Origin of the sequence: Proteus terrae, from assembly GCF_003144325.1 — a bacterium.
Lineage (GTDB): Bacteria > Pseudomonadota > Gammaproteobacteria > Enterobacterales > Enterobacteriaceae > Proteus > Proteus terrae.
In genome coordinates this window covers 162,533-184,748 of the sequence record NZ_PENS01000011.1, presented here as the reverse complement: position 1 = coordinate 184,748, position 22,216 = coordinate 162,533, and the positions used below count along the sequence as shown (strand labels likewise).

Sequence of the window (22,216 nt, the reverse complement as noted above, 5' to 3'; positions counted from 1 at the left end):
TAGTCCCTTTCTTTTTATTCCATTCAACAAAAATTAGAATAACTTTATGAATTTACTTAAATCACTCGCTGCAGTGAGTTCTATGACCTTATTTTCACGGGTACTAGGATTTATTCGTGATGCAATTATTGCGCGTATTTTTGGTGCAGGTATGGCAACTGATGCCTTTTTTGTTGCTTTTAAATTGCCAAACTTATTACGTCGTATTTTTGCAGAAGGAGCATTTTCTCAAGCATTTGTTCCAATTCTGGCAGAATATAAAAATCAGCAAGGTGAGGAAGCAACGCGAACTTTTATTGCTTATGTTTCGGGTATGCTGACGCTTATTTTAGCCGTGGTCACTGTGATTGGTATTATTGCTGCGCCTTGGGTAATTTATGTTACAGCACCGGGTTTTAGTAGTTCACCTGATAAATTTCAATTAACGACTGATCTATTACGGATCACTTTTCCTTATATTTTTCTTATTTCATTAGCTTCATTGACGGGCTCTATTTTAAATACTTGGAATCGGTTTTCAGTACCAGCTTTTGCACCGACGCTCCTCAATGTCAGCATGATTTTTTTTGCTTTAGTGGTCGCCCCATATTGCAATCCTCCTATTATGGCCTTAGCGTGGGCTGTTGTTGCGGGAGGAATATTACAACTTGGGTATCAATTACCACATTTGAAAAAAATCGGTATGCTTGTTTTACCGCGCGTCTCATTTAGAAATAGCGGTGTTTGGCGTGTAATGAAATTGATGGGGCCTGCTATTTTAGGTGTTTCAGTTAGCCAAATATCATTGATTATCAATACTATTTTTGCTTCCTTTTTAGTTTCTGGTTCTGTTTCCTGGATGTATTACGCAGACCGCTTGATGGAGTTACCGACAGGGGTATTAGGGGTTGCATTAGGTACAATCTTACTTCCTTCATTATCTAAGAGCTTTGCCAGTGGCAATACTGAAGAATATAGAAAACTGATGGATTGGGGGTTAAGACTGTGCTTTTTATTAGCACTGCCTTGTACTATTGGTTTAGCGGTACTATCAGGGCCCTTAACTGCATCTTTATTCCAGTATGGTAATTTTAACGCTCATGATGCATTAATGACACAACAAGCGCTAATTGCTTACTGTGTTGGACTAATGGGGCTGATTATCATAAAAATCTTAGCGCCAGGTTTTTATTCTCGTCAGGATATTAAAACACCCGTAAAAATTGCGATTGCCACATTGATCCTCACACAATTAATGAACCTTGCATTTATTGGTAGCTTAAAACATGTGGGCCTTGCTCTTTCAATTGGTATTGCGGCTTGTTTCAATGCTTCTATGTTGTTTTGGCAAATCCGTAAGAAAGATATCTATCAGCCTTTAGCCGGTTGGCCAGTGTTCTTATTGAAACTTGTTATTGCACTTGCCGTAATGGGTGCTGTATTAGTTGGAATGTTGTGGGTCATGCCAAGTTGGGATATTGGCAGTATGCCAATGCGTATATTACGCTTGTTGTTGGTTGTAGTCGTCGGAGCAGGGAGTTATTTTGTTGCGCTGTATGTATTAGGTTTTAGGCCTCGTCATTTCTCACTACGTGCGTTATAACTGAAAACAGAGACTCCTCGCTTTTTGTATAAACGCGAGGAGTTGCAAAATTAACAATGTTTTTATCAACACAACTCTCCCCATCTAGAATCTTTCTCTATTTTTAGACTATTTATAATGCCACATTGATCACACTTCTAGCATTTAGTTACGCGAATTCAGTGACTCTTAAAAAGAAAAAAAGAAGCAAAAAATATTTTTCTTGCTCTTTTTTTTATTAAATTTTTTTTCCAATTTTTAAATGATTTATACAGTTTTTAGGCATTGGAACACACTTTTTAATGGTTATTAATAAATTTTTCTAAACATTAATCATATCGAATATCTTTAGACAATTTGTTTACTAGTAATGGGATTCTACATAAAGTAAAAAAATAGACACTATATTCTAAGCACTTATGGTTTGACGAATTATCTTTTTTTAGATAAACTCTCTTGTGTTGTATGGGTTTAAAAATTGACACATCTGTTAAATATTTCTTACTTAATGATGAGATATTGCAAATATTTCAAAATATTGCAGTATATTTTAAAATATTTGATTTTTTTGATTTAAGACATATTATTATTTCTTTATTCAGGTAGATTAACCGTGACTGTAAAGTTATTTGCTTGTTATCGTTCAGTACTACTGAAAGTGATCATATCTATTTTGTCTGCGCTTCGAATAGGTAACACGATTGCTGGGGATAAGCAGTAAACAATAAGTCGTGTGAATAATGAAATTAATGCTAAATCTATTTTTAATAGATAATTAGATTACTGAGAATTCAGTATGGTACACTAATTATTGCTTTCATTTGTCCGCCGTTGTTTTCTGTTTTTCCCTCTCTTTTCTATTCCTTCTCAATGTTTCTTGTTTTTTCATTAATAGCTCAATAACTCAAATATTTTTCCATTTATTCGTTATACTCAAGTCAGTTACAAGGCATGTTTAGTTTCTAGTTTAATGACTACTAAATAATCGACTAACGATTGTTAGTAAAAATAAAAATAAAAGAGTGTCAAGGAGTTACTATGAAAAAAGCACTTATCCTTTCTGTATCTTTAGCTACATTGTTTCTTGCAGGTTGTACTGCTGATGGAAAAATTAAAACTTCAAGACTAACTCCAGTGAATTGTGTGGGCGTTTTTGATAAAACAAATGAGAAAGTTAGCTTTACAGCTAAAGATGTTGACCAGCGCTTATACAGCCCCGATAAACCTATTGATAGCGTTGATGGTTGGATTGAGAGCAAAGATATTTCAGGATTATTGTGCCAGGATGTTATTACGGCTAACGAAGATTAATTATTCAGTCGTATTGGAAGTTTGATTGAGCAAATTTTTTATAAGTTATATTGGCTAAATAATTTAGAACTGATAAATAAAAAAACCGATGGTGAATTGCCATCGGTTTTTTTATCGCTGTTATTTGAAAACAGAGATGAATTACATTCTATCTACGGTTTCAATGCCTAAAGTATCTAAACCTTGTTTTAAGGTTCTCGCGGTTAAACGAGCCAGTTTTAAACGGCTTTGACGAGTGTTTTCATCTTCAGCAGATAAGATAGGGCAGTTTTCATAAAAGCCAGAGAAGGTTTGTGCAAGATCATAAAGATAAGCACACATAACGTGAGGTGTTCCTTCACGGGAAACTTGCATAATGGTTTCATCAAACTGGACTAAACGTAATGCAAGCTGTTTCTCATGAGATTGTGTTAGTGCGATAGGTTGTGTTAACGCATTTTCATCAATTTCTGCACGTTTGAAGATTGAAGCAACACGAGTATAAGCATATTGCATATAAGGTGCTGTGTTACCTTCAAAACTTAACATCAGATCCCAATCAAAGATGTAATCTGTTGTACGGTTTTTTGACAAGTCAGCGTATTTAACAGCGCCGATACCCACAACGCGAGCAACATTATTTAACTCGTCTTTATCCATATCTGGATTTTTTTCAGCGATTAATGTACGCGCTCTTTCTTGAGCTTCATCAAGTAAATCGGTTAAACGAATAGTGCCACCAGAACGAGTTTTAAATGGGCGACCATCTTTGCCTAACATCATACCGAACATATGGTGTTCAAGTGACATTGAATCAGGGATGTAGCCTGCTTTACGAACAATCGTCCAAGCTTGCATTAAATGCTGGTGCTGACGAGAGTCAATATAATAAAGTACGCGATCAGCGTGTAATGTTTCGTGACGGTATTTTGCACAAGCGATATCAGTTGTTGTATATAGGTAGCCACCGTCTTTTTTCTGAACGATAACACCCATAGGTTCACCTTCCTTGTTTTTATATTCATCAAGGAAAACAACCGTTGCACCTTCACTTTCTACTGCAAGGCCTTTTGCTTTTAAATCAGCAACAATACCCGCTAACATTGGGTTATAAAGACTTTCCCCCATAATGTCATCTTCGGTTAATGTGACGTTAAGGCGTTGATAAGTTACTTGGTTTTGTTGCATAGTGATATCAACTAATTTACGCCACATTGTACGACAGTATTCATCACCACTTTGTAATTTCACAACATAATTACGGGCACGCTCTGCGAACACTTCATCTTCATCATAGTGTTTTTTCGCTTCACGATAGAACTCTTCAAGATCAGATAATGCCATATCAGCGGCATTTTCATTTTGTTTTTTCTCCAAATACGCAATTAACATACCAAATTGCGTACCCCAATCACCAAGGTGATTGGCACGAACAACATTATGACCTAGGAAAGATAAAGTACGCGCACTTGCATCACCAATAATGGTTGAGCGTAAGTGGCCAACATGCATCTGTTTTGCAACGTTCGGAGATGAATAGTCGATAACAATAGTTTGAGGCTCAACGGGTGTTACGTTTAGATGTTCATCTGCTAACGCGTATTCAGCTTGCATTGCAACCCACTGTGGAGATAAAAAGATATTGATAAAACCCGGGCCTGCGATCTCAACTTTATCTGCAACATCTGTAATATCGAGCTTTTCTAGGATCTTTTCTGCGAGTTGTCGGGGTGGGATCCCCATTTTTTTTGCAGCTCCCATGACACCATTTGCCTGATAGTCACCAAATTGTACTTTGGCTGACTGACGGACAAGAGGTTCGCTATCAGCGGGTGCACCAGCAGCACACATTGCCACACTGATTTTTTCTGAAAGAAAAGCCTGAATATTCACCGGGTTACCTTAAATTATTGAGAAAATAAAACCTGACGACAAAAGTCTGACAGGTTTCTTATAAAGAATTAGGATTAACCTTGAATTTATAACATATTCCGGCTAGAACATGCTACCATCTCGGCCTTATCTTTAAGGTTTTTTCTCTGTTTTTTCATTAAGGTTATTCAAAATGGTGTTATTTTCTTCAATTCCTCAATTAAATGATTTAACTCACGAGCTTTCTTTGTTTGAAGAAAATATGACATTATTTGCCGATACTCTGGGTATAGATTTATCACTCTATCTCACGGATCATGTATCGTTACGTTGTCACGATTTAACATTAGCAGAGCAGTGGCGAGCAGGGTTAAGCCAGTGTGGAAAGTGTATTTCTGATAATGTGATTAATGGGCGGCCAATATATCTATTTCAATTAGAAATACCATTAACTATTTTAAATCAATCAGTTTCAATCGTTGAGTTGCCTTTTCCCACAAACAAAAAATATGAATACCAAGGTTGGGAGCATATTGAGCAAGTGATCTCTGTTGAACCCGATGATTTAGTGAATAAAGTTATGTCATTTTTACCTCAAACGCTACCTGAGAGTGTTAGCTTAAAAATCAGTGAACCTAAAGGTGAGAAAGAGCGTTTACCTAATCCAACCGTGGCTATTTCTAATGGAAAAGTCACGGTGAAGTATCATCCTTATTCGTTACTTGAAATCGTAGAAAGTGAGTGTTGAGCGACACTTTCAGAAAATAGTTTGCTTGTGTCAGCACAAAATTCTGATGGCGGAATTGAATGAATAACGAGATTCGACAACTATTGTTAGTAATCGCTAAGAAATGATATTTATTTTCTGATTACTTTCTTTATATTAAGGATGGAGAGGGATGATATGGCTACGTTGGAGATTTGTTGTTTTGGCGCTGAATGTGCGTTGGTAGCAGAACGAGCAGGTGCAGACAGAATAGAACTGTGCACGAGTCCGGCAGAAGGTGGTATTACGCCAAGTTTTGGAATGCTACGACAAGTCAGAGATCTGGTTCGTATTCCCGTTCATCCTATTATTCGCCCTCGTGGTGGCGATTTTTGTTATACACAAGCTGATTTTTCAGCAATGAAAAATGATATTAGTTTGATCCGTGATATGGGGTTTTCAGGGGCAGTTGTTGGCCTTTTAAATGAAGAAGGGCATATTGATTTGCCTAAAATGGAAATTTTAATGGAGCTTGCAGGCCCATTAGCTATTACTTTTCATCGCGCTTTTGATATGTGTATTAATCCATTGTTGGCGCTAGAACAACTGACTCAACTAGGTGTTTCTCGTATTCTAACGTCAGGACAACAGGCAAACGCGGAATTAGGTTTGCCGTTATTACGAACGTTAAATGAAAAAACACAAGGTCCTATAATTATGGCGGGGGCTGGTGTAAGACTTAGTAATATCCAAAAATTCCTAGATATGGGATTAAAAGAAATACACAGTTCAGCAGGAAAAGTGGCACCTTCAACTATGATTTATCGTAAAGCTGGTGTAACAATGAGCTCAGACAGTGAAGTGGATGAATTTACGCATTACTGTGTGGATGAAGATACGGTTGGAGCGATGAAGGATATTATGAGTATTCATGCGCCATTAGCATCTTAATTAGCACAAATTAAAGATTTTAGAACTGCGCCTTTATGGCGCAGTTTTTTATATAATCTCGTCTAATAACAACGTATGTGTAATACCACAGCGTTCCACAAAAGCTTCATCATGCGAAACTAGTAATAATGTACCCTGATATTCAACGAGCAAATTTTCCAATAGTTGTTTGGACTCGATATCAAGGTGATTATCTGGCTCATCAAGTAATAATACCGCAGGTGGTTTTGGACTATGTGTTAAAGCCAATAACGTTGCTTTTAATTGCTCGCCACCACTTAGCTTTTCAAGCGGTAGTAAAGATTTATCACCTCTAATTCTCAACATTCCAAGACGTGTCCGCCATTGCTCGATAGAAATGGCGGGCTGATATTGATGTAGTGCTTGTGCAACAGGCAATGTTTTATCAAGTAAAGCAAGGTGTTGATCGAGATAGCAATAGTCTTTGTTTAGACGAAACTCACCAGAAAGTGGTGCAATTTGTTTGATCAAACATTTTAATAATGTTGATTTTCCACACCCATTCTTACCCTTAATATGCCAATGTTCATTACCGTAAGCTGAAAATGAAATAGGGTGCTGATAACCATAGGGAAGTTGAAGATTATCAACAAATACATTTAAACGGTGACCATCACTTTGATAATTCAATACTATTTTTTGTTGATGAACATGTGATTTTTCCTCATCGACACCTTGTTTTTGAGATTGCATATCATCAATTACGCGCTGATGACGCTTTGCAACCGCTGATTGTCTCTGTTCAGCCCGATTTGTCTGCATATCCAATAAAAGTAAACATTGAGAGCCACTTTGCCTAATTGATTCGCCTTGTCGTTTCCGTTGTGCCGCTTTTTGCAATGTGGCTTGTTGTTGGCGTTTTTCATTTTTAATTTGGCTGTTTAGTCGTTCACTTGCGGCTTCCAATGATGCTATTTCTGTACTTTTTTGTGCCTCATATAAAGTATAATTTCCTCCATATTCAGATAAACCTTTCTCACTTAATTCAAGAATAGTGTCTGCATATGAGAGCAAGTTTCGACTGTGACTAACAATAAGAGAGCCAGCTTTGTGCTGGGCTAATTGTTTTATTAGCCATTGTTGTCCTTGATAATCAAGATGATTATCTGGCTCATCTAAGAGCAGAAAGCTCTGCTCGCATAAAAAAGCACGACAAAGTGCTAAACGAGTTTGCTCTCCACCACTTAGATGTGCAATAGGGGTATCTAATGCGACTGGGAGTTGTGCTGAATCTAATAAATTCTGCCACGTAACCGGAAGTTGCCATTTGCCATCGAGTAACTCAATATCTTCTAATGTAGCAATACCTGCATCAACGCGTTGGAATGCTTGATAAATTTCATGAATATCTAACGCTTGAGCAAGTGTATCGCCTTGTAATCGGGTTAATTGATCAACGTGAACAAAAGGCATATTCCAATTAACTTGACCTGATGTTGGTAATATTTTTTGTGCTAATAATCTTAATAGTACAGATTTTCCTTTACCATTATGACCGATTAATGCATTTTGCTGACAAGCCAATGAGCGAGTTAATGGTGGAAAAAGAGCTTGTTGATTAAATTCAATAGTAAGTTGTGAGAAGTGACAGGCTATTGTCATATTAATACCTCCTAAACAAAATAGGTGGCAGACAGCCGTGATCTTTTTTAGATGCGACGAAATAAATTATTGTCTGCCAGTAACAGAAAATAAATACTCAAAAAGGTATTTGAAAAAATTTTCTGGCAGAATTTAATTCATCGTAGGGAAGTGCCTTCTTAAAAATAAAATAGGATAGGGAATGTGACGTGCTCATTATAGCGATAAACATGCCTAGATCAATAGATGATTAACGTCGTGATCCGCGTGTTGCTTTTTCTCTGTTATAACTAAATTTAATTTTTCTATAAAGAGGTGAAAACATTGTAATTGTCAGAAAAATAAAGGGAATGGTATATAAAAGTGTTCCTAACGCCATACCAACATGAGGTGCATTAAAATATTCACTATGTGAGGTGATTAAATTTAAGTAATTTACTTTATCTAAATATTCAGGTGTTAATCCACCATAAGGAACAATAAAGCGAATTATTGCAATTAAGAAGATGCAAAATAGAAAAGTTAGAATAAGTGATTTTAAAACATTTAGATTGATATAGAAAAAAGGATATCTCTATAAGATACCCTTTTTGTAATGATTATCTGTAACACACTTAAAATAAATAAAGCCTAGGGTTTAGTTGCAATTAATATCGCCCGTTTAGGTGCGGGATAACCTTCAACTGTTTTTGTTTTATCATTAGCATCTAAGAATGCATCTAATGAATCCGTCACCATCCAATCTGTTTTGCGTTGTTCATCAAGAGAGGTTGTGTTTTCATCAACAATGCGTACATCTTTAAAGCCACATTTTTCTAGCCAAACTTTCAGCATTTTTGCAGATGGAATAAAGTACACATTACGCATTTGAGCATAACGTTCTCCCGGGATCAGGCATTGGAATTCATCACCATCAACAACGAGGCTTTCTAATACTAATTCGCCACCAGAAACTAATTGGTTTTTTAATTGCCATAAATGATCGAGAGGTGAGCGGCGATGATAAAGTACCCCCATAGAGAATACGGTATCGAAGGCATTTAATTCTGGCATTTGTTCAATACCAACAGGAATTAAATGTGCGCGTTGGTCATTACCTAATAATTTTCTGACAGCTTCAAATTGACATAAGAAAAGTTGAGTAGGGTCGATCCCAACAACAAATTCTGCGCCTTCACCTAGCATGCGCCACATGTGATAACCACTGCCACAACCAACATCTAAGATTAAACGGCCTTCAAGTGGTGAAAGATGGGGTAAAACACGATCCCATTTCCAATCTGAGCGCCATTCTGTATCGACATCGACGCCATAAAGTGAAAATGGACCTTTACGCCACGGCATTAAATTTTTTAAAACGTTGCTTAATCCCAGTTGCTCGCCTGCGCTTAACGCTGGTGTATGTTGAGCAATTACGCCATTCTTCAAATCAATCTCAGTAGGGGTTATCTCAGGTAAACCATCGAGCATTCTTTCCCATGAGGAAAAGTGACCGTGTAACGCATTTGAGCGCCATTCTGATAATTGAGCAGGTAATGTATCTAACCAATGAAATAAGCGCTCATCTTGCGCAATAAGTTGATAAAACGAGCCAAAATTAATCATTAATTATTGCCTTTAATCGCTAAAAGAGAGCCGAAATTAAAACATTGGAACCAAACTTCCGCATGAGGGAAACCTGCATTATGTAAGCGAGTTTTATGTGTTTCAACAGAATCGGTCAGCATGACATTTTCTAACATGCTGCGTTTTTGACTAATTTCTAATTCGCTGTAACCGTTAGCACGTTTGAAATCATGGTGCATATTAAACAATAACTCACCAATTTCTTTATCTTCAAAACTGAATTTTTCAGAAAGTACTAACACTCCGCCGGGATTAAGACCTTGGTAAATTCGGTTTAATAATATTTGACGATCGTTTGGCGCTAAGAATTGCAAAGTGAAGTTCAGCACGACCATTGAGGCGTTGTTGATCTCGATATCAAGAATATCACCTTCAATAATATCAACGGGTGTATCTGCTTTATAGGCATCAATATGGCGCTGACAGCGTTCTACCATTGCAGGTGAATTATCAACACCAATAATTTTGCAACCAGCAACATCAATATTACGACGCATGGAAAGGGTTGCTGCACCTAAAGAACAGCCTAAATCATAGACTTGGCTATTGGGTGTAACAAAGCGACCTGCAAGCATGCCAATCATGGAAATAATATTAGAGTAGCCTGGTACTGAGCGTTTTATCATATCAGGAAACACTTCAGCGACTTTTTCATCAAAGCGCCAGTCACCAAGATTAGCGATAGGTGTCGCAAATAAGCTGTCTTGTTGTGATGATTTTGAATTCGACATAACTAAAATAGGTTTAAGGAATAAAAGAAGCAAGCATTCTACCAGAAGCGACGGTGCTCACAAAGTTGCATTATTTAGAAAGAAATTGGAAAAAATGAATAAACCTTTTTGATACCTTGCCGTTATTAGACACAACAGCAAGGATGTCGGTTTTGATCATGGATGATCATGTTATTCCCGCGAGGACTTAGTAATAAAAGGAAAAGATTTGTATCCAAGGAAGGAAATAAATATTAGCAATGACCATCAATGCCATTGATAAGTAAGTGGCAGCCATGCCTGAACGACGCCAGCGAAGTTCACGGTGTTTTAATCCATAAGAGTGTAAAAAACGACCTACGATTAAAATTGAGCCACAGATGTGTACCATCCAAACAAAAGCACCATTCATTTCCATGACCAGTAATAAGATCATGGAAATTGGAATATATTCTACCGCATTACCGTGAACACGGATGGCAGTTTGTAATTCATAAAAGCCACCATCACCATAAGCAACCCGATATTGTGTTCTGAGTTTTACGACATTGAGGGACAATTTAATCAATAATAGTGCGCCCAGTACGATATAAAGCGAGCTAACCATCTTTTCTCCATTGCCAAAGCCAAAAAACGGCAAATTTAATGATAAACCTCAAAGCGACTTCTGTCGCTATAAATAATTATTATTAATTAATTGTTTGGGGATTAGCAAATCCTTGAAAAGATGTATCATATAAACTAGGTCTATACTCTTATCTCCGGGAAGAATTTTCGTTATAATGTCTGCCTTTTTTTTGACACTACTCGAAAAAGACTATTGCCAAAATTTCCGCAGCAGAAAGCACAACAAGCTGAGTAAAAGGATATTGTATGCGTACTAATTATTGTGGGCAGTTGAATAGCGCCCATGTGGGCCAAAAAGTGACTCTTTGTGGTTGGGTTAACCGTCGCCGTGACTTAGGTGGACTTATCTTTATTGATATGCGAGATCGCGAAGGTATTGTTCAAGTCTTCTTTGACCCAGAGCAGAAAGAGGCATTTTCTCAGGCTTCAGAACTGCGTAATGAATTTTGTATTCAAGTCACAGGAACAGTACGCGCTCGTCCTGATAGCCAAGTTAATAAAAATATGGCAACAGGTGAAATTGAGTTAGCGGCAGAATCTCTGTCTATTTTTAACCGTTCAGAGCCATTACCGTTAGATAGCAATCAAACAAATACTGAAGAGCGTCGTTTAACTTATCGTTATTTAGACCTGCGTCGCCCTGAAATGTCAGATCGCTTAAAAACCCGTGCTAAAATCACAAGCTTTGTTCGCCGTTTTATGGATGGTGAAGGTTTCCTTGATGTTGAAACCCCAATGCTGACAAAAGCGACACCAGAAGGTGCGCGTGACTATTTAGTTCCAAGCCGTGTACATAAAGGTAAATTCTACGCATTACCACAATCACCGCAGCTTTTTAAACAGCTACTGATGATGTCTGGCTTTGATCGTTATTATCAAATCGTAAAATGTTTCCGTGATGAAGACTTACGTGCTGATCGTCAGCCTGAATTTACACAAATCGATGTTGAAACCTCTTTCATGAGTGCGGACCAAGTGCGCGAAGTGATGGAGCGCATGATCCATGCATTATGGTTAGATATTCTGAATGTCGATTTAGGTGCGTTCCCAGTAATGACTTTTGCTGAAGCAATGCGTCGTTATGGTTCAGACAAACCAGATTTACGTAACCCAATGGAACTTAAAGACATCGCTGATTTAGTCAAAGATGTTGAGTTCAGTGTATTTGCACAAGCGGCAAATGATGAAAGATGCCGTGTTATCGCATTGCGTGTACCGGGTGGCGCATCATTAACCCGTAAAAATATCGACGAATATACACAGTTTGTTGGTATTTACGGTGCTAAAGGCCTTGCGTGGATGAAAGTCAACGAAAGCGCGAAAGGCATTGAAGGTGTACAAAGTCCAATCGCTAAATTCCTGACTAACGATGTTGTTAACTCAATTTTAGAAACAACAGGGGCAACAGACGGCGATTTAATTTTCTTTGGTGCAGGTCGTAAAGGCACAATGAGTGATGCGATGGGCGCTCTGCGTCTGAAAGTGGGTCGTGATCTTGAGTTGACCGATTTAAATGCATGGAAACCATTGTGGGTTATCGACTTCCCAATGTTTGAAGAAGATGAAGAAACAGGTAGCTTAAGTGCGATGCACCATCCATTTACTTCTCCAAAAGACTTATCACCAGCTGAATTGACTGCTCACCCAGTAGGTGCTGTGGCAAATGCTTATGATATGGTTATTAATGGTTATGAAGTGGGTGGCGGTTCAGTGCGTATTCACCGTAATGAAATGCAACAAGCAGTATTTAGCATTTTAGGTATTGCACCGAATGAACAACAAGAGAAATTTGGTTTCTTATTAGATGCGCTTAAATTTGGTACTCCACCACATGCAGGTTTAGCATTTGGTTTAGACCGCTTAGTGATGTTGTTAACGGGTACTGATAACATTCGTGATGTTATTGCTTTCCCTAAAACAACTGCCGCTGCGTGTTTAATGACTAATGCACCAAGCTTTGCTAATGAAGACTCTTTAAAAGAGTTAGCAATTGCAGTAACTCAAAAAGAAGTTAGCGAAGATAAAGAGTAAATGATGAAATATAAGCGCCCGATATCCGTTTTAGTTGTTATTTATGCAAAAGAGACCAAACGGGTGCTTATGCTGAAGCGTCGAGATGATCCTGATTTCTGGCAATCTGTGACCGGCAGTTTAGAAGCGGAAGAAACGCCTTTTCAAACGGCATTGCGCGAAGTGCAAGAAGAAGTTGGAATTGATATCATAAAAGAAAATCTTGAGCTGGTGGATTGCCATCGCTCAATTCTTTTTGAGATTTTTGCACATTTTCGGCATCGTTATGCACCAGATGTTACACATTGTCAGGAACATTGGTTTACATTAGCACTACCCGCAGAGCGAGATATTGTGCTAACTGAGCATTCGCAATACCAATGGCTAGACGCATCACTGGCGGCAAAACTAACAAAATCCGCCAGTAATCAGCAAGCAATTGAAGAATTTGTTATTTAATGATTAGACCACGTTTGGAGATATTTCATGGCAGGTCATAGTAAATGGGCCAATACAAAACACCGTAAAGCAGCACAAGATGCGAAACGCGGTAAAATTTTCACTAAAATCATCCGCGAATTAGTTACAGCAGCACGTTTAGGTGGTGGTGATCCTGCAACTAACCCGCGTTTACGTGCGGCAGTTGATAAAGCATTATCGAACAACATGACTCGTGATACCTTAAACCGTGCAATTGCACGTGGTGTGGGTAATGATGAGAACGATAATATGGAAACCATCATTTATGAAGGCTATGGCCCAGCAGGTACTGCTGTGATGGTTGAATGCTTAAGTGATAATCGTAACCGTACTGTTTCCGATGTTCGCCATGCATTTACCAAAACAGGTGGTAACTTAGGAACAGATGGTTCTGTATCTTATCTATTTACCAAAAAAGGTGTTATTTCATACGCACCGGGTGTTGATGAAGATGCTGTTATGGAAGCTGCGTTAGAAGCCGGTGCTGACGACGTTGAAACTTTTGATGATGGCGCTATTGATGTTTACACTACACCAGAATCTTTTGGTGAAGTAAAAGATGCGATGGATGCAGCAGGTTTTGTTGCTGAATCAGCAGAAGTTTCAATGATCCCATCGACTAAAGCAGAATTAGATATTGAAACTGCACCAAAATTAATGCGTCTTATCGATATGCTAGAAGACAGTGATGATGTGCAAGAAGTGTATCACAACGGTGATATCTCAGATGAAGTTGCAAAACAACTGGAAGATATCCTGTAATCGTTCTAGCGATTATCGAAAATAACGGTGTTTAACGCTGTTATTAAAAGTGCGAAGAGAAGAGCAGAGCAGATTTTTTGCTCTTTTCTCTCGCCATCGACCATATCGGCAACAGGAATTGATATGGCTATCATTCTCGGTATAGACCCCGGCTCGCGTGTTACAGGCTACGGCGTAATTCGACAGCAAGGGCGACAACTTATCTATTTGGGAAGCGGTTGTATTCGCACACAAGTTCCCGACCTTCCTAATCGACTTAAACGTATTTATGCAGGTGTTAGCGAAATTATTACTCAGTTTTCGCCAGATGTGTTTGCGGTTGAGCAAGTGTTTATGGCTAAAAATGCTGACTCTGCTCTCAAACTTGGGCAAGCGCGCGGTGTAGCAATACTTGCGGCAGTTAATAATGACCTACCTGTTTTTGAATATGCTGCTCGCCAAGTCAAGCAAACTGTTGTGGGTACAGGGGCTGCTGAAAAAAGCCAAGTGCAACATATGGTGCGTTCAATATTAAAATTATCCGCCGCACCACAATCGGATGCTGCTGATGCATTAGCCATTGCGATAACACATTGTCACTTTAACCAAAATTTATTACGTGTAGGTGATCCGCGTCTGGTTTTAACGCGAGGTCGGTTAAGATAAGTTGTTATCTTGGCAAATGTCTTTGGTTTTTCACAAGCTGGATATACGTCCAGCTTTTTTTATGTTATAAACTTGACGTAATTATTTTTGCGGAGGCGTTAGGGTGATAGGTCGTATCAGAGGAATTATTCTTGAAAAACAGCCACCAGTGGTGCTGATCGAGGCAGGTAATGGTGTAGGTTATGAAATCAATATGCCAATGACCTGTTTTTATGAATTGCCTGATATTGGTCAAGAAGCCATTATCTACACGCAATTTATTGTACGTGAAGATGCACAATTACTTTATGGTTTTAACCAAAAACAAGAGCGTGCACTCTTTCGTGAATTAATTAAAGTAAATGGAGTGGGGCCTAAACTCGCTTTAGCCATTCTATCTGGTATGTCTGCTCGCCAATTTGTGACTGCTATCGAAAATGAATCTATCACTTCATTAGTGAAATTACCGGGCGTAGGTAAGAAAACCGCTGAGCGTTTAGTGGTTGAAATGAAAGATCGCTTTAAAGGTCTTAATGGTGATTTATTCGAAAATAGTGATATCGAGCTACCAGAAAGCACTTCACCTAAAGCGCCAAAAGCAGCTGATATTGAAGCTGAAGCCTCTGCTGCATTAATCGCATTAGGCTATAAACCACAAGAAGCTGCAAAAATGATCAGTAAAGTGGCAAAACTGGGTACAGATAGCGAAACGCTTATTAAAGAAGCGTTGCGTGCGGCTATTTAGGAGTAACACATTGTGATTGAAGCAGATCGCCTGATTTCAGCAGAAATTCAACAACCTGAAGAAGAAATTATTGATAGGGCTATTCGCCCTAAATCTCTTGCCGAATATGTTGGGCAACCGCAAGTTCGAGAACAAATGGAGATTTTTATTCAGGCGGCTAAATTGCGTCATGATGCACTCGATCATTTGCTTATTTTTGGACCTCCCGGATTAGGTAAAACCACATTAGCAAATATTATTGCTAATGAAATGGGCGTTAATCTACGCACGACATCAGGCCCAGTACTTGAAAAAGCGGGTGATTTAGCGGCTATGCTAACTAACCTTGAACCTCATGACGTGCTGTTTATTGATGAAATCCATCGTCTTTCACCTGTTGTTGAAGAGATCCTTTACCCTGCAATGGAAGATTATCAACTCGATATCATGATTGGTGAAGGACCGGCTGCTCGTTCAATTAAAATTGATTTACCTCCATTTACCTTAGTGGGGGCAACTACCAGAGCGGGCTCTTTAACGTCTCCATTGCGTGACCGTTTTGGTATTGTTCAACGTCTTGAGTTTTATAATGTTGACGATCTTCAGCATATTGTCTCTCGTAGTGCCAGTTTTATGGGATTAGAAATGACAGACGAAGGTGCTCGTCAAATTGCTATGCGTTCACGAGGCACCCCTCGTATTACTAATCGATTATTGCGCCGTGTGAGAGACTTTGCTCAAGTAAAGGGCAATGGTGCCATTGATGAAGAGATTGCTTCTAAAGCGCTTGATATGTTGAATGTGGATGCGGCAGGTTTTGACTATTTAGATCGTAAGCTCCTTTTTGCCATCATCGATAAATTTATGGGTGGCCCAGTAGGATTAGATAACCTTGCGGCAGCTATTGGTGAAGAACGAGAAACTATAGAAGACGTATTAGAACCTTATTTAATTCAACAAGGTTTTATTCAACGCACACCAAGAGGTCGAGTTGCGACTAATCACGCCTATCGTCATTTTAATCGTATTGTAGAAGAGCCTTAATATTTATATCAGTATGAGGCTGAAGGTGATTTAAATGATAGAACTGACTCGAGGTAATCTTTTACATGCAAACACCGAGGCGATTGTAAATGCCGTTAATTGTGTTGGTGTAATGGGGCGTGGTATCGCCTTACAGTTTAAAAAAGCATGGCCTGATAATTTTAAAGCTTATGCTTTAGCGTGCAAAAATAAAGAACTGACACCTGGTGTGATGTTTATTTATGAGATACAAAAAACGACTTATCCTCGTTTTATTGTCAATTTCCCAACAAAACGACACTGGCGAAATGCAAGTTGTATTGAAGATATTGAAGCTGGATTAATTGCACTGGTTGATGAAATTAAACAGCGCAATATTAAATCTATTGCCATCCCACCTTTAGGGGCGGGTTTAGGTGGCCTAGAATGGTCTGTGGTGTATGAAAAAATTAAAAGCGCAATGGAACCTTTAGCGGATGTTCATGTGCTAATTTATGCTCCCATAGACGAAACTGAATTAAGCAAAAAGTAGAAAAATTAATTTTCAGATATTCACTTATAAAAGATAAAAACAAACCCCAAGAACATCGCGTTGTTGGGGTTTTGTTTATCTAATGTGTGGGAAATAATTACTGTTTAGTGGGTGCAAATAAACTCAAGATAAATAGGCAACTTGCGGCTAAAACAACAGAAGGGCCAGCAGGGGTGTCATAGAAAGCAGAGAATGTTAAACCGCCCGTAATTGCCAACATACCAACAGCGATCGCAATCAGAGCCATTTGTTCTGGAGAACGAGCAAAACGACGTGCTGTTGCCGCAGGAATGATCAGTAAAGAGGTAATGATCAGCGCACCTACAAATTTCATGGCTAAACCAATAGTTAACGCGGTGATCATCATTAGTTTTAAACGTTCTCGCTGAATATTCACACCATCAACAAATGCCATATCTTGATTGATAGTCATGGAGAGCAGTGGGCGCCATGAGCGAATAATGACAAATAAAACAATTACAACACCAATAAAAATACTGATAACGTCTTGATAGTTTACTGACAGCAAATCACCAAACAGATAAGCCATTAAATCAACACGCACATTCGACATTAAACTGACGACCACTAGCCCTAAAGAAAGTGCACTGTGCGCCATGATCCCTAAAAGCGTATCGACAGAGAGTTGAGGTTTTAATTCTAACCAAACCAATAGAATAGCGAGAAGAAGGGTGACTGCAATAACAGCGTAAAAAGGCTCGATATTAAACAGCAAACCAAATGCAACACCAAGTAGTGAAGCGTGCGCTAAGGTATCACCAAAATAAGACATACGACGCCAAACGACAAAAGAACCCAAAGGGCCTGCCGCCATTGCTAAGAGCATACCGGCAATCCAACCCGGTAACAGCAACTCAATCATGACGACACTCCTTACTATGCTGGTGATGATGACGATAAATACCAAGTTGCTCAGCACCACGACTTCCAAACATGGCAATAAATTCAGGATGAGAAGAAACAACGTCAGGTGTGCCTGAACAGCAAATATGACCATTTAAACAGAGGACTTCATCTGTTTTTGCCATCACAAGATGAAGATCATGAGAAACCATTAAGATGGCGCAACCTAATTCGTGACGAAGCTGATTAATCAAATCATAAAGTGCTAATTGACCATTAACATCAACACCTTGAGTGGGTTCGTCTAAAACTAAAAGTTGGGGTTGATTAAGCAATGCTCTTGCTAACAAGACACGTTGAGACTCACCACCAGAAAGTTTCTGCATAGGCTGATCGATTAATTTCGCCGCATTAACTCGTTCTAAAGCTGGGAGAATATCTTTATCATGAACACCTGGTTTTAGTGTCATAAACCGTTTAACGGTGAGTGGCATTGTAGGATCGAGATAAAGTTTTTGTGGCACATAGCCCACTCGTAGCGCATTTTGACGCTCAACTTTTCCTGAGGTTGGATTTAATAAACCAAGAACTAAACGGATAACCGTAGATTTACCCGCACCATTAGGGCCAAGTAAAGTAAGAATACGGCCTGCTTTTAGATCAAAAGAGATATCTTTTAAAATTTCTCTTTCACCAAAAGAAACACAAACCGATTTTAAACAAATCAAGTCAGACATAAAATTAGCACTTGCAGAATCATTGAAACGTTATAATATAACATTTCCAATGATGATTCACGAGAATTCTTCCTATGTTACATAAAAACAACAAATTTGCGCACCGTTTTTTATTGAAATCATTTTTAGCGACAGCGATGATAAGTTCATTCAGTGCTTCAGTGAAGGCTGATGTCGTCGTTTCTATTAGGCCATTAGGATTTATTGCTGCTGCCATCGCTGATGGAGTAACACCAACGGACGTTTTATTACCAGATGGGGCATCTCCACACGATTATGCATTAAAACCCTCTGATTTGAAAAAAATCACCTCCGCAGACCTGATGGTATGGGTAGGGCCTGATATGGAAGTGTTTTTAGATAAGCCATTAAACAGACTTACTGACAATCATAAGTTGGCTTTAGCGGAAACTGACGAAATAAAGTCACTTTTATTGAAAGATGATGATGACAATGTGCATAAACATGAGGAAAATCACGAACATCATTCTCACGGTGATTATAATATGCACATCTGGTTATCACCAGAGATTGCGTTGTCGTCTGCAAAACAGATCCACGAAAGGTTAATTGCACTGTATCCAGATAAAAAAGAACTTCTGGACGTAAACCTAGGTAAATTCAGCGAACAACTCAAGCAAACTGATAAGAATCTTGTTAATATTCTGTCGCCTGTGAAAAATAAGGGTTATTTTGTCTTTCATGATGCTTATGGCTACTTCGAAAAACATTATAATTTAAAGCCGTTAGGTCATTTTACGATCAACCCTGAAATACAGCCGGGTGCGCAGAAATTACATCAAATACGAACACAGTTGGTTGAGCAAAAAGCAACTTGCATTTTTGCTGAGCCACAATTTAGGCCGACAGTAATAGAAACAGTGGCGAAAGGCACTGGGGTTAAAATGGGTGTATTAGACCCCCTAGGAAGTGGGATTGCTCTGACTCAAGAGAGCTATATAAAATTCCTTACCCAACTAGCTAACCAATATGCGAGCTGCCTGAATGAAACACAATAAGGAATTAAGAACGTGCAGCAGAAGAAATCCATTGCACAGGTATATTTAAGTTTACCACTCCCACATAAGATCATGCTCGGTTCGTTAACTGCAGCAACACTGGCCGTCGCAATTTGGCGGCCAGTGGTTCTTCAAAATGAGCAAACCCGAGAAGTTCCTGTCAGTATCCAAATGCCACTTGCCAATCAAGGTGAAAATACGGATGACATTATCACTGATAGTAGTGATCAACTTACCGATGAAGGCTTAGTTGGTGCGGAAGATGGTACAGATACAAGTACTGCAGTTGCACAAGTCCCTCATACTTATATTGTCTCTAGTGGTGATTCATTAAGTTCAATATTGACTCAGTTTGGTATTGATTCTGCTGATATCGCAACTATCTCTAATCAAAATAAAGACCTTAGAAATCTTAAAATTGGGCAATCTATTAGTTGGGAGCTTGATGATAATGGGTTGCTAAAAGAGTTAAGTTGGGGTGTTTCTCGCCGTGAAACTCGTATTTATACCCGTACAGAAACGGGCTTTAAAGAGACTAAAGAGTTTCAAAAAGGTGAGTGGAAAAACAGTGTCACCACTGGTGTTATTCGTGGAAGTTTCTCTGTTAGTGCAACGAATGCAGGTTTAACTAATTCAGAAGCACGTGCAGTGACTAAAGCATTGCAATGGCAAGTAGACTTTAAAAAACTACAAAGTGGCGATCAATTTGCAGCACTCTTCTCTCGAGAAGTGCTTGATGGTCGTACAGAACAAAGTGAACTTATTGGTGTACGTTTACGCAGCGCTGGTAAAGACTACTACGCTTTCCTTGCTGAAGATGGTCGTTTTTATGATAGCCAAGCTGGTGGATTAGAACGTGGATTTATGCGATTCCCAACAGTGAAACAGTTTAGAGTTTCCTCCCAATTTAACCCTCGTCGTATTAATCCTGTTACAGGTCGTTTAGCTGCTCATAAAGGTGTCGACTTTGCTATGCCAGTAGGTACACCGGTATTAGCAACAGGGGATGGCGAAGTTATTGTGGCTAAATACAGCGGTGCCGCAGGTAACTTTATTGCTATTCGCCATGGTAGCCAATACACAACACGTTATATGCACTTACGCCAGTTACTTGTAAAACCTGGGCAACGTGTTAAGCGTGGAGATAGAATTGCGTTGTCAGGCAATACAGGACGTTCTACGGGGCCTCATTTGCACTATGAGTTGTGGATAAACCAACAAGCAGTTAATCCACTAACAGCCACATTACCTCGTGCTGATGGTTTAACAGGCAAAGATAAACAAGAATATCTTGCTAAAGTAAAAGAGATTAAGCCGCAATTAGTGCTAGCTGATTGACAATAAATATGATTTTAAAGACATAAAAGCGGATGGTTGATATCATCCGCTTTTGTTTTAATGTTTTTTACGCCTCTTTGGGGTATCAGTTCAGAGAGTTATCTGATGAATAAAGAAAAAGATACAGATAGCAAAGCGGGTTATGTACCTACTTTTCACCGTGCATATTTGCATCCTCGTCATTGGGGAACATGGTTAGGTGCAGGTGTATTAAGTGCATTAGCTTATATGCCAGTAAAATGGCGTGATCCATTTCTTGCTTCTATTGGTCGCTTTGTTGGACGTAAAGCGAAAAGCGCAAGACGTCGTGCAGATATCAACTTGAGATACTGTTTTCCAACATGGAATAAAACACAACGTGAAACAGTTCTTGATAATATGTTTGAAACTGCGCCTCAATCCTTTGTGATGTTAGCAGAGCTTTGTTTAAGAGGCCCTGAGCGTATATTAAAGCGCACATCTTGGCAGGGACTAGAAATTATTGAGCGTTTTAAAGAGCAAGGTCGTAATGTCATTTTTATGGTGCCTCATGGATGGGCGGTTGATATTCCTGCAATGCTGTTAGCATCAACAGGTCAGAAAATGGCTGCGATGTTCCATCATCAAAAAGATCCCGTTGCTGATTATTTATGGAATAAAGCACGTCATCATTTTGATGGTCGATTACATTCACGCGAAGCAGGTATTAAGCCTTTTATTTCTTCTGTGCGACAAGGTTACTGGGGCTATTATCTGCCAGATCAAGATCATGGTGCAGAGCATAGTCAATTTGTGGATTTTTTCGGTACTTATAAAGCGACATTACCCGCGATTGGACGGTTAATGAAAGTATGCCGAGCGGCTATTGTGCCGTTGTTCCCAGTGTATTGTCATAAAACACATCAGCTTAGTATTATTGTTCGTGAACCAATGGATGATATTGAAGATAAAGATGATGCGTACATTGCGCGTAGAATGAATGAAGAGTTAGAAGCACTAGTGACACCAACACCAGAGCAATATACGTGGATCTTAAAATTATTGAAGACACGTAAAGAGGGCGAAATAGAGCCTTACGCTCGTGAGAATATTTTGGATTAGTCCTTGCACGAAAAAGAAGTAAATTAAAAATAAAACGGGCACTTAATAAAGTGCCCGTTTTGTTATTAAGGTTTAGGA

Annotated in this window: 22 protein-coding genes; 14 read left to right on the top strand and 8 right to left on the bottom strand. The window is 38.9% G+C overall.

Annotated features, from left to right (window positions below; all coding sequences use genetic code 11):
• Nucleotides 1-46: 46 nt before the first annotated feature.
• Both murJ and DK857_RS12780 read left to right on the top strand, forming a co-directional pair.
• Complete coding sequence (gene murJ / locus DK857_RS12785; protein ID WP_109402359.1) at nucleotides 47-1,582, top strand: murein biosynthesis integral membrane protein MurJ; 1,536 nt, start codon at nucleotides 47-49, stop codon at nucleotides 1,580-1,582.
• Nucleotides 1,583-2,599: 1,017 nt separating this feature from the next.
• Complete coding sequence (locus tag DK857_RS12780) at nucleotides 2,600-2,872, top strand: hypothetical protein (RefSeq protein WP_109393844.1); 273 nt, start codon at nucleotides 2,600-2,602, stop codon at nucleotides 2,870-2,872.
• Between the two features lie 141 nt (nucleotides 2,873-3,013).
• On the opposite strand, the gene argS is transcribed toward DK857_RS12780, so the two are convergent.
• Entirely contained in the window at nucleotides 3,014-4,744 is a 1,731-nt protein-coding gene (gene argS / locus DK857_RS12775; protein WP_109393843.1) for an arginine--tRNA ligase, read from the bottom strand.
• A gap of 172 nt (nucleotides 4,745-4,916) precedes the next feature.
• Here argS and DK857_RS12770 point away from each other — a divergent pair, with 172 nt between their 5' ends.
• Together DK857_RS12770 and cutC are read left to right on the top strand one after the other, a co-directional pair.
• Entirely contained in the window at nucleotides 4,917-5,471 is a 555-nt protein-coding gene (locus tag DK857_RS12770) for a VOC family protein (protein ID WP_109402358.1), read from the top strand.
• 156 nt (nucleotides 5,472-5,627) lie between these two features.
• Nucleotides 5,628-6,380 (top strand): copper homeostasis protein CutC, encoded by a 753-nt coding sequence (cutC, locus tag DK857_RS12765; RefSeq protein ID WP_109402357.1) that lies wholly within the window; start codon nucleotides 5,628-5,630, stop codon nucleotides 6,378-6,380.
• A 48-nt stretch (nucleotides 6,381-6,428) separates the two neighbouring features.
• Here the strand turns inward: cutC and DK857_RS12760 are convergent, their stop codons facing one another.
• From DK857_RS12760 to DK857_RS12745, 4 genes are all read right to left on the bottom strand, one after another.
• Nucleotides 6,429-8,003, bottom strand: coding sequence for an ATP-binding cassette domain-containing protein (locus DK857_RS12760; RefSeq protein WP_109402356.1), 1,575 nt, complete (start codon nucleotides 8,001-8,003; stop codon nucleotides 6,429-6,431).
• Nucleotides 8,004-8,612: 609 nt separating this feature from the next.
• Nucleotides 8,613-9,587 (bottom strand): tRNA 5-methoxyuridine(34)/uridine 5-oxyacetic acid(34) synthase CmoB, encoded by a 975-nt coding sequence (gene cmoB, locus DK857_RS12755; protein WP_109393839.1) that lies wholly within the window; start codon nucleotides 9,585-9,587, stop codon nucleotides 8,613-8,615.
• Entirely contained in the window at nucleotides 9,587-10,339 is a 753-nt protein-coding gene (cmoA, locus tag DK857_RS12750) for a carboxy-S-adenosyl-L-methionine synthase CmoA (protein WP_075671144.1), read from the bottom strand. The genes cmoB and cmoA overlap by 1 nt, the downstream gene beginning before the upstream one ends.
• Before the next feature lie 187 nt (nucleotides 10,340-10,526).
• Nucleotides 10,527-10,925: an MAPEG family protein gene (locus DK857_RS12745; protein ID WP_075671057.1), complete on the bottom strand. Its 399-nt coding sequence runs from the start codon at nucleotides 10,923-10,925 to the stop codon at nucleotides 10,527-10,529.
• A 266-nt stretch (nucleotides 10,926-11,191) separates the two neighbouring features.
• Between DK857_RS12745 and aspS the strand changes: the two genes are divergently transcribed.
• Genes aspS through DK857_RS12730 form a run of 3 tightly spaced genes read left to right on the top strand, consistent with a single transcriptional unit; the run spans nucleotide 11,192 to nucleotide 14,197 of the window.
• Nucleotides 11,192-12,976 carry an aspartate--tRNA ligase gene (gene aspS, locus DK857_RS12740; protein ID WP_109393838.1) on the top strand — a complete coding sequence of 595 codons (1,785 nt, stop codon included), beginning with the start codon at nucleotides 11,192-11,194 and terminating at the stop codon, nucleotides 12,974-12,976.
• Nucleotides 12,977-12,979: 3 nt separating this feature from the next.
• Entirely contained in the window at nucleotides 12,980-13,414 is a 435-nt protein-coding gene (nudB, locus tag DK857_RS12735) for a dihydroneopterin triphosphate diphosphatase (RefSeq protein ID WP_161711281.1), read from the top strand.
• 27 nt (nucleotides 13,415-13,441) lie between these two features.
• A complete protein-coding gene (locus DK857_RS12730; protein WP_023582074.1) occupies nucleotides 13,442-14,197 on the top strand; it encodes a YebC/PmpR family DNA-binding transcriptional regulator in 756 nt (251 codons plus the stop codon).
• Between the two features lie 5 nt (nucleotides 14,198-14,202).
• Here the strand turns inward: DK857_RS12730 and DK857_RS19495 are convergent, their stop codons facing one another.
• Nucleotides 14,203-14,331 carry a hypothetical protein gene (locus DK857_RS19495; protein WP_261245050.1) on the bottom strand — a complete coding sequence of 43 codons (129 nt, stop codon included), beginning with the start codon at nucleotides 14,329-14,331 and terminating at the stop codon, nucleotides 14,203-14,205.
• On the opposite strand from DK857_RS19495, the gene ruvC reads away from it, so the two are divergent.
• The 4 genes from ruvC to DK857_RS12710 all read left to right on the top strand — a co-directional run bounded on the left by ruvC (nucleotide 14,321) and on the right by DK857_RS12710 (nucleotide 17,100).
• A complete protein-coding gene (ruvC, locus tag DK857_RS12725; RefSeq protein WP_006536599.1) occupies nucleotides 14,321-14,842 on the top strand; it encodes a crossover junction endodeoxyribonuclease RuvC in 522 nt (173 codons plus the stop codon). The genes DK857_RS19495 and ruvC overlap by 11 nt on opposite strands.
• A 103-nt stretch (nucleotides 14,843-14,945) precedes the next feature.
• Entirely contained in the window at nucleotides 14,946-15,566 is a 621-nt protein-coding gene (gene ruvA / locus DK857_RS12720) for a Holliday junction branch migration protein RuvA (RefSeq protein WP_075671063.1), read from the top strand.
• Between the two features lie 12 nt (nucleotides 15,567-15,578).
• Nucleotides 15,579-16,589: a Holliday junction branch migration DNA helicase RuvB gene (gene ruvB, locus DK857_RS12715; protein WP_109393837.1), complete on the top strand. Its 1,011-nt coding sequence runs from the start codon at nucleotides 15,579-15,581 to the stop codon at nucleotides 16,587-16,589.
• Nucleotides 16,590-16,623: 34 nt separating this feature from the next.
• Entirely contained in the window at nucleotides 16,624-17,100 is a 477-nt protein-coding gene (locus tag DK857_RS12710; protein ID WP_109393836.1) for a macro domain-containing protein, read from the top strand.
• A gap of 97 nt (nucleotides 17,101-17,197) precedes the next feature.
• Here the strand turns inward: DK857_RS12710 and znuB are convergent, their stop codons facing one another.
• Complete coding sequence (gene znuB, locus DK857_RS12705) at nucleotides 17,198-17,983, bottom strand: zinc ABC transporter permease subunit ZnuB (RefSeq protein ID WP_075671069.1); 786 nt, start codon at nucleotides 17,981-17,983, stop codon at nucleotides 17,198-17,200.
• Nucleotides 17,976-18,701 carry a zinc ABC transporter ATP-binding protein ZnuC gene (gene znuC / locus DK857_RS12700; RefSeq protein ID WP_088495457.1) on the bottom strand — a complete coding sequence of 242 codons (726 nt, stop codon included), beginning with the start codon at nucleotides 18,699-18,701 and terminating at the stop codon, nucleotides 17,976-17,978. The genes znuB and znuC overlap by 8 nt, the downstream gene beginning before the upstream one ends.
• 74 nt (nucleotides 18,702-18,775) lie before the next feature.
• Here znuC and znuA point away from each other — a divergent pair, with 74 nt between their 5' ends.
• The 3 genes from znuA to lpxM all read left to right on the top strand — a co-directional run bounded on the left by znuA (nucleotide 18,776) and on the right by lpxM (nucleotide 22,138).
• Complete coding sequence (znuA, locus tag DK857_RS12695; protein ID WP_109393835.1) at nucleotides 18,776-19,720, top strand: zinc ABC transporter substrate-binding protein ZnuA; 945 nt, start codon at nucleotides 18,776-18,778, stop codon at nucleotides 19,718-19,720.
• 12 nt (nucleotides 19,721-19,732) lie between these two features.
• On the top strand, nucleotides 19,733-21,058 hold the full coding sequence (gene mepM / locus DK857_RS12690; protein WP_099660353.1) for a murein DD-endopeptidase MepM: 1,326 nt from the start codon (nucleotides 19,733-19,735) through the stop codon (nucleotides 21,056-21,058).
• Between the two features lie 105 nt (nucleotides 21,059-21,163).
• Complete coding sequence (gene lpxM / locus DK857_RS12685) at nucleotides 21,164-22,138, top strand: lauroyl-Kdo(2)-lipid IV(A) myristoyltransferase (RefSeq protein ID WP_109393834.1); 975 nt, start codon at nucleotides 21,164-21,166, stop codon at nucleotides 22,136-22,138.
• The last annotated feature ends 78 nt before the right edge of the window (nucleotides 22,139-22,216 follow it).